The organism is Streptomyces sp. NPDC058685, assembly GCF_042714725.1.
Lineage (GTDB): Bacteria > Actinomycetota > Actinomycetes > Streptomycetales > Streptomycetaceae > Streptomyces.
The window spans coordinates 55,448-69,149 of the sequence record NZ_JBHXSL010000014.1; the positions used below are offsets into that span (position 1 = coordinate 55,448).

Annotated in this window: 10 protein-coding genes; 3 read left to right on the forward strand and 7 right to left on the reverse strand. The window is 72.2% G+C overall.

Annotation, left to right across the window (positions count from 1 at the left end):
- The first annotated feature begins 10 nt into the window (after window positions 1-10).
- The 3 genes from ACFWU3_RS14860 to ACFWU3_RS14870 all read left to right on the forward strand — a co-directional run bounded on the left by ACFWU3_RS14860 (window position 11) and on the right by ACFWU3_RS14870 (window position 2,494).
- Window positions 11-655 carry a TetR family transcriptional regulator gene (locus ACFWU3_RS14860; protein ID WP_313947258.1) on the forward strand — a complete coding sequence of 215 codons (645 nt, stop codon included), beginning with the start codon at window positions 11-13 and terminating at the stop codon, window positions 653-655.
- Window positions 656-761: 106 nt separating this feature from the next.
- A complete protein-coding gene (locus ACFWU3_RS14865; RefSeq protein ID WP_384436322.1) occupies window positions 762-1,460 on the forward strand; it encodes an ArsR/SmtB family transcription factor in 699 nt (232 codons plus the stop codon).
- 32 nt (window positions 1,461-1,492) lie between these two features.
- The gene (locus ACFWU3_RS14870) at window positions 1,493-2,494 is read left to right on the forward strand and encodes a DMT family transporter (protein ID WP_384436325.1); all 1,002 of its coding nucleotides are present in this window, start codon (window positions 1,493-1,495) and stop codon (window positions 2,492-2,494) included.
- Here ACFWU3_RS14870 and ACFWU3_RS14875 read toward each other — a convergent pair.
- The 7 genes from ACFWU3_RS14875 to ACFWU3_RS14905 form a co-directional block, all read right to left on the reverse strand.
- Window positions 2,457-3,791 (reverse strand): MFS transporter, encoded by a 1,335-nt coding sequence (locus ACFWU3_RS14875; RefSeq protein ID WP_384436328.1) that lies wholly within the window; start codon window positions 3,789-3,791, stop codon window positions 2,457-2,459. The two genes, ACFWU3_RS14870 and ACFWU3_RS14875, sit on opposite strands and share 38 nt — an antisense overlap.
- Before the next feature lie 191 nt (window positions 3,792-3,982).
- Complete coding sequence (locus ACFWU3_RS14880; RefSeq protein ID WP_384436331.1) at window positions 3,983-5,071, reverse strand: Zn-dependent alcohol dehydrogenase; 1,089 nt, start codon at window positions 5,069-5,071, stop codon at window positions 3,983-3,985.
- A gap of 16 nt (window positions 5,072-5,087) precedes the next feature.
- Window positions 5,088-6,482: an aldehyde dehydrogenase family protein gene (locus ACFWU3_RS14885; protein WP_384436334.1), complete on the reverse strand. Its 1,395-nt coding sequence runs from the start codon at window positions 6,480-6,482 to the stop codon at window positions 5,088-5,090.
- A 131-nt stretch (window positions 6,483-6,613) separates the two neighbouring features.
- Entirely contained in the window at window positions 6,614-7,948 is a 1,335-nt protein-coding gene (locus tag ACFWU3_RS14890; protein ID WP_384436337.1) for an ABC transporter ATP-binding protein, read from the reverse strand.
- Between the two features lie 52 nt (window positions 7,949-8,000).
- Window positions 8,001-9,281, reverse strand: coding sequence for an MFS transporter (locus ACFWU3_RS14895; protein ID WP_384436539.1), 1,281 nt, complete (start codon window positions 9,279-9,281; stop codon window positions 8,001-8,003).
- The gene (locus tag ACFWU3_RS14900; protein ID WP_384436340.1) at window positions 9,278-10,744 is read right to left on the reverse strand and encodes a CitMHS family transporter; all 1,467 of its coding nucleotides are present in this window, start codon (window positions 10,742-10,744) and stop codon (window positions 9,278-9,280) included. The genes ACFWU3_RS14895 and ACFWU3_RS14900 overlap by 4 nt, the downstream gene beginning before the upstream one ends.
- A gap of 120 nt (window positions 10,745-10,864) precedes the next feature.
- Window positions 10,865-13,126 carry a molybdopterin oxidoreductase family protein gene (locus ACFWU3_RS14905; RefSeq protein WP_384436343.1) on the reverse strand — a complete coding sequence of 754 codons (2,262 nt, stop codon included), beginning with the start codon at window positions 13,124-13,126 and terminating at the stop codon, window positions 10,865-10,867.
- Window positions 13,127-13,702: the final 576 nt, after the last annotated feature.

Here is a 13,702-nt window from a genome sequence, read left to right on the forward strand (position 1 = left end):
TATGTGCCGCATGGCCCGACCGCGCAAGCCCCTCCTCAGCAGAGAACGCATCGTCGAGACGGCGAGCGCGCTCGTGGACGCGGAGGGCCTGGAGGCGGTCTCCACCCGGCGCCTCGCCGCCGAACTCGGTGTCAGCGGCCCGTCCCTCTACAACCACTTCCGCAACAAGGACGAGATCCTCGACGCCGTCGCCGACGCGGTCAGCGCCCAGGTCGATCTGTCGATGTTCGACGAGGGCGACGGCCGCGACTGGAGCACGGCGCTGCACGACTGGGCCGTCTCCTACCGCGCCGCCCTCACCGAGCACCCGAACATCGTCCCGGTGCTCGCCCGGGGGCCCGGGCGCCGTCCGGCCGGTCTGCGGGTGGCGGACGCCGTGTTCGGCGCGATGGTCCGCTCGGGCTGGCCACCCGCCCAGGCGACCTACATCGGGGCGCTGATGCGGTACTTCATCACCGGCTCCGCCCTCGGCTCGTTCGCCCGCGGCTTCGTGGACGACGAGACGGCGTACGACCCGGCCGACTATCCGCATCTGGGCCAGGCCCACCTGCTGGCCGACCGGCAGCAGAAGGTGGACGAGGGCGCGTTCGAGACGGGGCTGCGGGCGCTCGTCGACGGCCTGGCGGTGCAGTACGCGGCCATGGTGCGGGCCTGACCGGAGACCGGAACCGGCGGGTCGAGCAGGTCCACGAGGGACATACAACCCCGGCGCCCAGAACCCTTCGGCCGTCACCGAACCGTCGTCGGCGCATCCTGGGGACATGACCTCCTCCCGCGAACTCGCCGCCCTCGCCGCGCTGCTGGCCGACGAGACCCGCGCCTCCTTCCTCCTCGCCCTGCTCGACGGGCGCGCCCGGACCGCCGGCGAACTCGCCCGCCACGCGCGCGTCGCACCGTCGACCACCAGCGAGCATCTCGGCAAACTCGTCGCGGGCGGGCTGCTGGCCGAGGAACGTCAGGGGCGGCACCGGTACGTCCGGCTCGCCGACGACCGGGTGGCGCACCTGGTCGAGGAGCTCGCCGGGTACACCGATCCGGGCAGCGGGCCGGCGCCGCGGACCCTGCGTGCCGCCGGCGCCGCGAGCGCGATGGCCCGCGGGCGCACCTGCTACGACCATCTCGCCGGGCGGCTGGGCATCGCGGTCACCGAGGCCATGACCGCGCGCGGCCTGCTGCGTCAGGACACCGGCTTCGCGCTCACCCCCCAGGGGGTCGGCTGGTTCGGCACGTTGGGCCTCGAACCGCAGACGCGGGGCAGACGGCCGCTCGTACGCTCGTGCCTGGACTGGACCGAGCGGAAGCCGCATCTCGCGGGCGCCGCCGGGGCCGCGCTGTGCCGGCACGTGCTGGATTCCGGCTGGTGCGTACGCATCGGGTCGGAGCGCGCGGTGAAGGTGACCGCGGACGGCGAGCGTGCGTTCGCCGAGCTGCTCGGCATCGAGCCGGAGATATTGCGGTGAACGCCGAAGCGTCGGAGTCGTACGGTCGGACCATGAGCCCCCAGGACACCTCCCCGACCTCCTCTCACCGCGCGCACTGGCCCGCCCTCGCCGCTGCGGGTGTCACCGTCGTGCTGTGGGCCTCCGCGTTCGTGTCGATCCGCAGCGCCGGTGAGGCGTACTCCCCCGGCGCACTGGCGCTCGGACGGCTCCTCGCCGGTTCGCTCGCCCTCGTCTGTGTGCTGCTCGTACGGCGGGAGGGACTGCCGCCGCGGGCCGCCTGGCCGGGTATCGCCGTGTCCGGGCTGCTCTGGTTCGGCGTCTACATGGTGGTGCTCAACTGGGGTGAGCAGGAGGTCGACGCGGGCACGGCGGCGATGGTGGTGAACATCGGGCCCGTGCTCATCGCGCTCCTCGGCGCCAGGCTGCTGGGCGAGGCACTGCCGCCGCGGCTGCTCGCGGGGATGGCCGTCTCCTTCGCGGGAGCGGTGACGGTGGGGCTGTCGATGTCCGGCGAGGGCAGCGCCTCCACGCTGGGCGTCCTGCTGTGTCTGCTGGCGGCGGTCGGCTACGCGGGCGGGGTCGTCGCCCAGAAGCCGGCGCTGGCGCATGCGAGCGCCCTTCAGGTGACGACCTTCGGCTGCCTGGTCGGGGCGGTGGCGTGTCTGCCGTTCATCGGGCAGCTGGTCGACCAGGCGGCCCACGCGCCGGCCTCGGCCACGCTGAACATGGTCTACCTGGGCGTCTTCCCGACGGCCCTGGCCTTCACGACCTGGGCGTACGCCCTGGCCCGGACGACCGCGGGACGCATGGGCGCGACGACCTACGCCGTACCGGCCCTGGTGGTGCTGATGTCGTGGCTGGCGCTGGACGAGATCCCGGGGTGGCTGACGATGGCGGGCGGTGCGCTGTGCCTGGCGGGCGTCGCGGTCTCGCGCTCCCGGGCTCGCGTGGTGACGGCCGCTCCCTCCGGAGAAGTGGTGTGCGGCCGCCCGGACGCGATCGGAACGAAGGGCCCTACTCGCGAGCAGCCGCCCTCGAAGCCAGGATCCTGATGGAGACGAGGGCGATGACGGCGAGTCCGATGATGTAGGCGGACACCGCCATGGACGTCCCCGTCGCCTCCAGCAGCAGCACCATCATGAACGGCGCGAGCCCGCCGCCGAACACCGCCGCGATCTGGTAGCCGAGCGAGGCGCCGGTGTAGCGCATCTCGGCGGTGAACAGCTCGGCGAACAGGGCCGCCTGCGGCCCGTACATGATGCTGAGGAAGCAGCTGGTGACGAAGGTGCCCACGGCGAGCCAGAGCAGTGACTCCGTGTCGATCAGCAGGAACATCGGGACCGCCCAGACCAGCAGGCCGACCGCCCCGGCGGCGTAGATCCGCAGTCGCCCGATGCGGTCGGACAGGGCGGCCGCCGCGGGGATCAGCACCAGTTGGGTGAGGCTCACGCAGAGGGAGACCGCCAGCACGGCGCTGCGCTTCATGTCGAGCTCGCGGGTCGCGTAGTCGAGGACACCGGTGATGATGATGTAGAAGGTCGCGGTGTTCACGGCGAACGAGCCGCCGGCCAGGAACACCGTGCCGAGGTGCTCGCGCAGAATGGTGCGCAGCGGTGAACGGGTCTCGCCCTTCTCCTTCTCGGCGAGTGCCCTTTCCGCCTCGCGGAACTCGGGCGTCTCCTCGACCTGCGTGTGGATGTACCAGGCGAGGCCGAGGACGAGGAAGCCGACGAAGAAGGGGACGCGCCACCCCCAGGCGGCGAAGGTGGAGTCACTGGTGACGGCGCCGGCGACGAGGAACACGGTGTTGGCGCTCACCACGCCGATGGGGACACCGAGTTGGACGAGGCTGCCGTAGAGCCCGCGCTTGCCCTCGGGGGCGTACTCGGTGGCCATCAGCATCGCGCCGCCCCACTGGGCGCCGACGGCGATGCCCTGGACGATCCGCAGCAGGACGAGGAGTACGGGGGCGGCGATGCCGATCGTCTCGTACGTCGGCAGCAGACCGATGCCCGCGGTGGCGGTGCCCATCAGCGTCAGGGCCAGGACGAGCATCGGCTTGCGGCCGCGCCTGTCGCCGAGCTGGCCCGCGATGATGCCGCCGACCGGCCGGGCGAGGAAGCCGACCGCGAAGGTGGCGAACGCGGCGAGCACGCCCGCCGACGAGCTTCCGGAGGGGAAGTACAGATCGCCGAGCACGAGGGCGGCGGCGATGCCGAAGACGAAGTAGTCGTACCACTCGACGGCCGAGGCGAGGGCGGCCGCGGTCGCGACACGGCGGCGGTTGGGGGCCGCCGGGGTGTCCGCCGGTGCGGTTCCGGACCGGGGGGAAGGGGGTGCGGTGTCCATGTGTGCTCACTCCGTGGTGCGGGGACGGGGAGTGCGGGGAACGTACCGACCGGTGGGTATGGCGTCAACGGGGTGCGCGGCAGTTGTTTTTCGGCCACGCGGGGAGCCGGGACAGGCCGGAGCGCCCGGCGGGCACAGAACCGCCGAGCTGCGCTTTTCCCGCCCCGGTCACGAAGACAGGACGGGCGTCCTCACTGCTGACCGAACAGAATCAGCGCCCGGCCTCCGCGCCCCGTCCGCATGTTGTCGAACGCCGACGCGATGTCCTCGAGACCGATGCGGTCCGTCACCAGACCCGCGAGGTCGAGGCGGCCCGCCCGCGCGTGCCCGGCCAGAACGGGCAGGTCCCGCGCGGGATCGCTGTTGCCGTAGACGCACCCCGACAGGGTCCGTCCCCAGTGGAAGATCTCCAGGGCGTTGAAGGTGACCTGCTGGTCCTTGCCGCCGATGCCGACGACGGTGGTGCGGCCGCCGCGCCGGGTGGACTCCCAGGCCGTACGGATGGTCGTGGCCCGGCCGACGCACTCGATCGCGACATCCGCGCCCTGACCGCCCGTGAGTCTGCGGATCTCCTTCGCGGTGGTGTCGGACGCGAGGACGAACTCCGTCGCACCGGCGTCCCGGGCCAGTTGCTCCTTCTCGGGCGAGACGTCGACGGCGACGATGGTGGAGGCCCCGGCGATCCGCGCCGACTGGAGCGTGGCGAGCCCCACCCCGCCCGCGCCGAAGACGGCCACCGACTCGCCCTCGCGCACCCGCGCGGAGTGGTGCACGGCGCCCCAGCCCGTGAGGACCGCGCAGCCCAGCAGGGCGGCCTCGGTCAGCGGGATGCCCTCCGGGGCGGGGATGACACAGCCGGCGGCGACCACCGTCTCCTCGGCGAAGGCGGCGACGTTGAGGCCCGGGTGCAGCTCCCGGCCGTCGGCCGTGCGGGCGTGGATGTCCGCCGCTCCGGCGAGCGCGTTGGCGCACAGCCACACCTCACCGATGCCGCAGTGGTGACAGGTGCCGCAGGAGGGCGCCCAGTTGAGGACGACGCCGTCCCCGGGCGCGACATGGGTGACGCCCTCGCCGACCGAGACGACCGTCCCGGCGCCTTCGTGGCCGAGGACGGCCGGCACCGGCACGCGCATCGTGCCGTCGGACAGGGACAGATCGGAGTGGCAGACCCCGGCGGCGGTGAGGCGGACCCTGACCCGGCCGGGGCCGGGCTCGGGCAGTTCGATGTCGGTGATCTCCAGAGGAGAGCCGACGGCAGGCAGTACGGCGGCGCGGACCACGGTGGGAATCTCCGTCTCAGAACTGGAGGGACTTGGTCTGGAGGTACTCCGACAGACCGTGCGGACCGAGCTCGCGCCCGACGCCCGACTGCTTGTACCCGCCGAAGGGCGCGAGGGGATTGAAGCGTCCGCCGTTGATGTCCACCTGGCCGGTGTCCATCCGGCGGGCGAAGGCGACGGCCGTGGCGTCGTCCGCGGCCCATACCGCTCCCCCGAGGCCGTAGACGGTGCCGTTGGCGATCCGCAGGGCGTCGTCCTCGTCCTCGTACCTGAGCAGCGCGACGACCGGGCCGAAGATCTCCTCCTGCGCGATCGTCATCTCCGGGGCGACGTCGGCGAAGACGGTGGGGCTGACGTAGTAGCCGGTCTCCTCCGGGGCGTCGGGACCGCCGGCGACCAGCCGGGCTCCCTCGGCGACACCCTTCTCGATGTAACCACGCACGCGCTGCTGCTGCTTGGCGCTGACGAGGGGGCCGACGCGCTCCCCGGGGACGTACTTGGCGACCGCGGTGGCCGCGAGGGCGACGGCCTCGTCGTACTGGTCGGTGTGGACCAGCATCCGGGTCCAGGCGCTGCACGTCTGGCCGGAGTTGGACATGACGTTGGCGATGCCGACGTTGACGGCCTTCGCGAGGTCGGCGCCCGGCAGGATCACATTGGCTGACTTGCCGCCGAGCTCCAGGGCGACGCGCTTGACGGCCGCCCCGGCGGTCGCGCCGATCTGCCGGCCGACCGCGGTGGAGCCGGTGAAGGAGACGAGGTCGACGCCCTCGTGGGCGGCGAGGGCCTGTCCGGCCACCGGGCCGAGGCCGGTCACCAGGTTGAAGACCCCGGCGGGCAGCCCTGCCTCGTGCACGGCGTCGGCGAAGAGCTGGGCGGTCAGCGGGGTGTCCTCGGCGGGCTTGAGAACGACGGTGCAGCCCGCGGCGAGGGCCGGGGCGACCTTGGCGACGATCTGGTGCAGCGGATAGTTCCAGGGCGTGATGGCACCGACCACACCCACGGGCTCCAGGAGGACGGTGGAGGTGCCGATCTTCTCCTCGAAGGCGTACGAGGCGGCCAGTTCGGCGTACGAACCGGCGACCATCACCGGCAGGCCGGCATGGACGGCCTGCGAGAGCGCGAGCGGTGAGCCGAGCTCGGCCGTCACGGTCTCCGCGATCTCTCCCTGGCGGGCCACCAGGGCGTCGCGCAGAGCGCCGATCGCGGCCGCGCGCTCTGCGGGCGGTGTCGCGGCCCAGCCGGGGAACGCCTCACGGGCGGCCCGTACGGCGGCGTCCACGTCCTCGGGGCCACCGGCCGGGACGTGGGCGATGACCTGCTCGTCCGCCGGGTTCACCACCGGGATGGTGTCCTGTCCGGCGGCGGGCCGCCACCGGCCGCCGATGTACATCCCGTCGTGGGCCTTCATCGCACTCCTCCAGAACCTGCCGGCAGTCGTGCGACCCAAACTAGCGGTGTTAGTTTTTTGACGCCAGGGGCGACCGTGCCGATCGGGCCGCGGCCACCCGGCCGGACCGCGCACCGGCGCCGCGTACCGCGTCAGGCGTCCAGGCCGAGCAGGTCCGGCGGGGCGGGGCAGATCCGCTGACCCTGGTGGTCGAAGACGTACAGATGCGCGAGGTCCACCAGAAGCGGCACCTGGGCGCCGGTCCGCAGCCGCACATCGGGCCCTGTCCGGACGACGAGGTCGCTCGGCGCGGTGGCCGGGCGCTCCGTCGCGAACGGCACCGGCTCCGGGTCGTCGAGCGCGACGACGGGGCCGGTGACCTGCGCGACCGCACGCTCCCTGATCCGGGTGAGCACGCCCGGACCGCCGCTCCTGCGCCGGCGCGCCGGCGGCCGCGGCCGGGGCGACTCCAGGTCGGCGACCACGGCGGGCCGCGACCCCGTGTTGAAGTGCACCAGCGCCTCGTGCCCCTGGTACTCCATGTGCTCGACGATGCCGGTCAGGGCGACCTCGCCGGGGCGGGCCTGGCTGGGCGGCGCGATACGGGTGGACTCGGAGCGCAGTCCGACGATGATGTCGCGGCCCTGCTGGATCCGGAGCAACTGGTGGTCCACGCTGAGCGGTTCGGGCAGCGGGAGCCGCTGCTTGCCGAGGTTGATCGACATCCGTCCGGCGAGGGGCGCGTAGACGACGGCCTGGAGGAGGTTGATACGGGGCGTGCCGATGAACGCCGCGACGAAGACATTGGCGGGCATGGCATAGGTCTCGCGCGGGGTGCTCACCTGCTGGAGCACACCGCCGCGCATCACGGCGACCCGGTCGCCCAGCGACATCGCCTCGGCCTGGTCGTGTGTGACATAGACCGTGGTGACCCCCAACTCCCGGGTGAGCTGGGCTATTTCGGCCCGCAGATGATTGCGCAGCTTCGCATCGAGGTTGGACAGCGGCTCATCCATCAGGAAGACGGACGGTCTGCGCGAGATGGCCCGGCCCATGGCGACCCGCTGCCGTTCACCGCCGGAGAGCTGACTCGGATAGCGGTCCAGGACGTCCTCGATGCCGAGCATCCGGGCGGTGGCCTCGACCCGCGGCGCACGGTCCATACGCGGGTTCTCCAGCCGCAGCGGGAAGCCGATGTTCTCGCGGTTGGTCATGCTCGGATAGAGGGCGAAGTTCTGGAAGACCATCGCCATCGCCCGGTCACGGGGCGGCACATGGTTGGACAGCTCGCCGTCGAGCAGCAGTTCGCCCTCGGTGATCTCCTCCAGACCCGCGATCATGCGGAGCACGGTCGACTTGCCGCAGCCCGACGGACCGAGCAGGACCACGAACTCGCCGGGCTCGATGTCCAGGCTGAAACGGTCGACGGCTCGTGAGCCCCGTCCGTACCGCTTGCTGACACTGTGCAGGGAAATGGCGCGCGTCATGGGGTTCCGCCCAGGGATGGAGGAGGCGACAGCGACGCCTGAAACTAGCCGACTACTCCCGGTCAGGGAATGATTCCGGCGAATGTTGGGGCTGGGGTCTTCGTACGGCGCCGGGGTGGCTGCGGCTCCCTCCTCCGCTCGGCCGAACGCCCGTACCGCCGGGGGGAGTCGACGTCCGCATCCCCAACCCCGCCGCGACCAGCAGCAGAAGGCCCAGCATCGCGAACGGCGCGGCGGGTCCCGCGACACCGGCGATCACTCCGGCGGAGGCCGGGGCCGCGACCTGGCCCAGGCGGTTTCCGGTCAGCCGCAGGGCGAGCGCGGTTGACCGCGCACCGGCCGGGGCAGCCTGAACGACCGTCGTCATGGACAGCGGCTGTCCCACGCCCAGGCAGAAGCCGAGGGCGGCCAGCATCACCGCGAGCCCCCAGACGGGGACCGGCAGGGCGATGCCGCCGCACAGCAGCGCGCCGAGCAGACAGGTCACCGCCATCAGCGCCGTGCGGCCCAGCAGCCGGATCATGGGGGTCATCACCAGCCGGCAGGCGATGGTCGCGGCGGCGCGCAGGCTCAGCAACAGGCCGACGGTCGCGGGTGCGATGCCGCGATGCTCGCCGATCACCGGGAGATACGCGGTGAGGATGTCGGTGGCGGAGAGCACCGCGAGACTGATGAAGATCCCGGCGGGCACACCGCGGGCGCCGAGTATCCGGCGGACGGGCACCTTCCGGGGACGCTCCCGAGCCGGGGCGCCGCTCGTGCGGTGCTCGATGCGCCACAGCGAGGTGAGGGACACGGCGCCGACGGCCGCCGAGACGACCAGGGCGAGCGCACTCGTACGGCCCATGGCGCCGTCCTCGCCGGAGACGAGGAACCCGGCCGCCACGGGCCCCACCAGCTGTCCGAACGAGGCGCCGATGGTGAAGTGACCGAAGTTGCGGTCCTGTTCGTCCGGTGCGGACTGGCGGGCGACGATCGACTGCGCGCCGATGACGAAGCAGAGATGACCGAGGCCCATCACCCCGCTCCATGCCGCCATTGCCGTGAGCGAGCCCGCCGTACCGCTGAAGGCACACCCGCCGGAGATCAGGACGACACCGACGGGCAGCAGGGGTGCACACCGCCCGTGGTCCGTCCTGCGCCCCAGCGGTACGGCGGCGAACAGGGGAAGAAGCGCGTACACGCCGGCGATCACACCGACCGCGCGCTCGTCCGCACCGAGCGACAGTGCCCGGTAGGAGACGGCGGGCCGCGCCATCGACACCGCCGCCTGCGCGAAGCCGAAGGCGATGACGAGACGCAGCAGCCAACTCCGGGATCCGGTCACTGTCAGATGATCCCGAACAGGATTCCGGCGCCGAGCACCACCAGGCAGGTGAGCGCCGCCCACTTGACCGTGAACTTGGTGTGGTCGCCGAACTCGACCTTGGCCATGCCGACGAGGACGTAGACGGCGGGGACGAGCGGGCTCGACATGTGCAGCGGCTGGCCGACGAGGGAGGCGCGGGCGATCTCCAGCGAGGAGACGCCGTGGGCGGAGCCCGCTTCGGCGAGGACCGGCAGGACGCCGAAGTAGAAGCCGTCGTTCGACATGAAGTAGGTGAGCGGCAGGCTCAGGACTCCGGTGACGAGGCCCATGTGCGGGCCCATGCCCTCGGGGATGGCGCCGACGAGCCAGTCCGCCATGTGCTCGACCATGCCGGTCCCGGTGAGGACGCCAGTGAAGACGGCGGCGGCGAAGACCATGCCGGAGACGTTGAGGACGTTGTCGGCGTGGGCGGCTATCCGGGCCTTCTGCTCGCTCATCTTCGGGAAGTTGACCGTCAGCGCGAGCGCCGCGCCGATGAGGAACAGCACCGGGATGGGCAGCAGCTCCATGATCATCGCGGCGAGAAGGGCCACGGTGAGACCGGCGTTGAACCAGTAGAGCCCGGGGCGCAGGGTCTCCCGGTGGGGGTCGAGGCCCTGGAAGGTCTCGTCATCGGTGTCCCCGTCGTCCCTGCCCACCTCTTCGACCGTTGCGTCGTGGGCGGCCTTGCCCGTGCCCTGCTCCCCGTCGCCGGCGCCGAAGCCTGCGGCCGTACCGGCGCCCCCGCCGCGCGACGTACGGGTCACGTCAGCGCCACCCGCGCCGACCAGGACCGTGTCGGTCTCCGTCACCAGCACCTCGTCCAGGGAGAGGTAGCCGAGTCGGGTGCGCTCACGGCGGCCGAGGACGTAGGCGAGGACGAAGACGAAGAGGAGTCCGACGGCGAGCGCCGGGATCATCGGGACGAAGATGTCGGCCGCGTCGAGCTTCAGGGCGGACGCCGCACGGGCGGTGGGGCCGCCCCAGGGAAGGGTGTTCATCACGCCGTTCGCGGTGGCGGCGACACCCGTCAGCACGACCAGGCTCATCTTGAGGCGCTTGTAGAGCGGGTACATCGCCGAGACCGTGATCATGAAGGTGGTGGAGCCGTCGCCGTCCAGCGAGACGATCGCGGCCAGCACGGCCGTGCCGACCACGATCCGCATCGGGTCCGCCTTGCAGAACCGCAGGATGGCGCGGACGATCGGGTCGAAGAGCCCGACGTCGATCATCACGCCGAAGTAGACGATCGCGAACATCAGCATCGCCGCGGTCGGCGCGAGCTGGCCGACGCCCTCGAGGACGTAGTCCCCGAGGTGCGCGCCCTTCCCGACGATCACGCAGAAGAGCGCGGGGATGAGGACCAGAGCCGCGATCGGCGACATCTTCTTCATCATGATCAGGACCAGGAAGGTCGCGATCATGGCGAAGCCGAGGATTGTCAGCATGGGGGACACCTAACGTTCATCCTTGAACTCCCACCGGTGCGGCGGTCCGGACGACGTTAGGTGGCGTCAAATGCCGTTAACAAGATGTTGACGCGTGAGCAATACGAGCAAAACCCCAGGTCATCGAGTTGCGGATAGTTCCACCGGGAATCCGTTGAGCACGGCGGTGCCGGACAGCGGGTCCAGCCGCGAGCCGTCGAGCAGCTGGTTCACATTGACGCCGGGGCGGGACGCGGCCACCGACATCCGCACGCCCGGGCGGCTGTGCCCCCAGCCGTGCGGCAGGCTCACCACGCCGGTACGCACCGTGTCGGTGATCTCCACGGGCGCCTCGATCTGACCGCCGTCCGCGGCGATGCGCACCTGCTCGCCGTCCTGGAGTCCGAGCCGGTCCGCGTCCTCGGGGTGGATCTGGAGGGTGCAGCGGTTGGAGCCGCCGTTGAGCGCGGGCACGTTGTGCAACCAGCTGTTGTTGGAGCGCAGATGACGGCGGCCGACCAGCACCAGAGCCTCGGGCCGCTCGTCCAGGGCCCTGCGCAGCCTCGGCAGATCGGCCGCGATCGGCCCGGGCAGCAGCTCGATCCGGCCGCTGCGGGTCCTGAGCACCTCGGGGACGCGCGGTTGGAGGGGGCCGAGGTCGACGCCGTGCGGGTTCTCCAGGAGCTTGTCGAGGGTGAGGTCGTACGGGCCGGTGCGCAGCATCATGTCGAGGCGGCGCTCGGGTCCCGTACGGCCGGACAGCTGAGCGGTCAGTTCCTTGACGTCCTGGCCGTGGACGGGTGAGTGCGCCTCGGCGACGGCCTTGGTGAGGGCCTTCTCGATGACCATGTCGTCGACGGCCTCCGGCGGCGCGCCGTGCATGCCGCCGACCGCCAGGACCAGACGGGCGTGGATCTCGCACTCGTCCATGCGGCCGTCCTCCAGAGGCACGGCGGCCGGGGTGTAGCGGGCCTGGTTGTGCACCGCGAAAGCGTTGAAGGCGAAGTCGAAGTGGGAGCTCTGGGAAGGCGGGGGCGGGGGCAGCACCACGTCGGCGTGCCGGGAGGTCTCGTTGAGATACGGGTCGACGCTGACCATGAAGTCGAGTTGTTCCAGGGCGCGGTCGAGGCGGTCGCCGTCCGGCGCGGAGAGCACGGGATTGGCGGCGATGGAGATCAGCGCGCGGATCCGGCCCTCGCCGGGGGTGTCGATCTCCTCGGCGAGCACGGCCATGGGCAGTTCGCTCTTGGCCTCGGGCTGCTCACTGACCCGGCTGGTCCAGCGGCCGAGCGCGAAGCCCTTTCCGGGGCCTGCGGGGCGGGGCGCGGGCGCCGTGGCCGAGAGGGGGAAGAGCGCGCCGCCGGGACGGTCGAGATTGCCGGTGAGCACATTGAGCACGTCCACCAGCCAGTTGGCGAGGGTGCCGTACTCCACGGTGCAGCTGCCGATGCGGCCGTAGACGGCGGCGGTGGGGGCTGCCGCCAGTTCGCGGGCGATCGTGCGGATCTCGCCGGCGTCCATGTCGCACGCGTCGGCGACGGCCTCGGGGGTGAACTCGGCGACGGCCGCCTCGACTTCGCGCAGCTGCTCGACATGGCCTTCGAGCCGGCCGAGGTCGGTCAGCCGCTCCTCGAAGAGGACGTGGGTGAGCGCGGCGAGCAGCAGGGCGTCGGTGCCGGGGCGGATGGGCACATGACGGTCGGCGAGCTGCGCGGTGCGCGTACGGCGGGGGTCGACGACGGTCAGCGTGCCGCCGCGCCTGCGCAGCGCCTTGAGCTTGCCGGGGAAGTCGGCGGCGGTGCAGAGGCTGCCGTTGGACTCCAGCGGGTTGGCGCCGAGCAGCAGCAGATGGTCGGTGCGGTCCAGGTCGGGGACGGGGATGGCGACGGCATCCCCGAACAGCAGTCCGCTGGAGACGTGCTTGGGCATCTGGTCCAGGGTGCTGGCGGTGAAGAGGTTGCGGCTGCGCAGTACGGAGAGCAGCACCGGCGGGTAGAGCGCGCCGGCCATGGTGTGGACGTTCGGATTGCCGAGGACCACGCCGACGGCGTTCGCCCCGTGCTCCTCGATCAGCGGCCTGATCCGGGCGGCGATCGCGTCGAAAGCCTCGGCCCAGGTGGCGGCGCGCAGTTCGCCGTCCTTGCGCACGAGCGGTGTGCGGAGCCGGTCGGGGTCGGCGTCGAGTTCTCCGAAGGAGGCGCCCTTGGGGCAGATGAACCCGCGACTGAAGACGTCGTCGCGGTCGCCGCGCGCGGAGACGACACGGGTGCCCTCGATGGTGAGGGTGAGACCGCAGGTCGCTTCGCAGAGCGGACAGATCCGCAGGGCGGTGCGTGTCTCTCCGGCCGGTTCGGCTCCGTCGCCGCCCGTCGGTGCGGTACGGGCGGCAGCTGTGCGGGACATGGGCCCTCCCCGGGGCGGCGTCGGTGTCGCTCGGTTCAGGCCGAGCATACCGACCGGTATGCATGGGCGGGAGTCCCTGCGGGGGTCCGATTGCCGGGCAGGCGGTTACCGGGCCGGTCCGTGGCCGGGCCGGTCCGTGGCCGGGCCCTGGTTGCCGTGCGAGGGCTGGTCGCCGGGCGGGAGTGCGGCTGCCGGGCAGGCGTGGGGGCGGGGGCGCCTGGTCGCCGGGAGGCGGCCGGGGCCCTGCCGGGGTCGGGGTACCGCAGTGCCGGGGCCCGGTGCCGGGCACGGGTCCGTGCGGGTCGGCTGCCGAGAGACGGCCAGGACCCGGTGGCCGCGCCGCAGTCCCTGCGGGGGTCCGGTTGCCGGGCGGGGCCCGCGGCCGGGCCCTGTTGCCAGGCGAGGGTCCGGTTACCGGGAGGCGGTTACCGGGCGGGGCCCTGTTGCCGGGCACGCGTCCGGGCGGGGGCGCCTGGTCGCCGGGAGGCGGCCGGGGCCCTGCCGGGGTCGGGGTGCCGCAGTGCCGGGGCCCGGTGCCGGGCACGGGTCCGTGCGGGTCGGCTGCCGAGAGACGAC

Excerpts from the sequence above, each read along its gene's own strand:
- ACFWU3_RS14860 (WP_313947258.1), top strand. The coding sequence starts at position 11 with ATGGCCCGACCGCGCAAGCCCCTCCTCAGCAGAGAACGCATCGTCGAG.
- ACFWU3_RS14865 (WP_384436322.1), top strand. The coding sequence starts at position 762 with ATGACCTCCTCCCGCGAACTCGCCGCCCTCGCCGCGCTGCTGGCCGAC.
- ACFWU3_RS14870 (WP_384436325.1), top strand. The coding sequence starts at position 1,493 with ATGAGCCCCCAGGACACCTCCCCGACCTCCTCTCACCGCGCGCACTGG.
- ACFWU3_RS14875 (WP_384436328.1), bottom strand. The coding sequence starts at position 3,791 with ATGGACACCGCACCCCCTTCCCCCCGGTCCGGAACCGCACCGGCGGAC.
- ACFWU3_RS14885 (WP_384436334.1), bottom strand. The coding sequence starts at position 6,482 with ATGAAGGCCCACGACGGGATGTACATCGGCGGCCGGTGGCGGCCCGCC.
- ACFWU3_RS14890 (WP_384436337.1), bottom strand. The coding sequence starts at position 7,948 with ATGACGCGCGCCATTTCCCTGCACAGTGTCAGCAAGCGGTACGGACGG.
- ACFWU3_RS14900 (WP_384436340.1), bottom strand. The coding sequence starts at position 10,744 with ATGCTGACAATCCTCGGCTTCGCCATGATCGCGACCTTCCTGGTCCTG.
- ACFWU3_RS14905 (WP_384436343.1), bottom strand. The coding sequence starts at position 13,126 with ATGTCCCGCACAGCTGCCGCCCGTACCGCACCGACGGGCGGCGACGGA.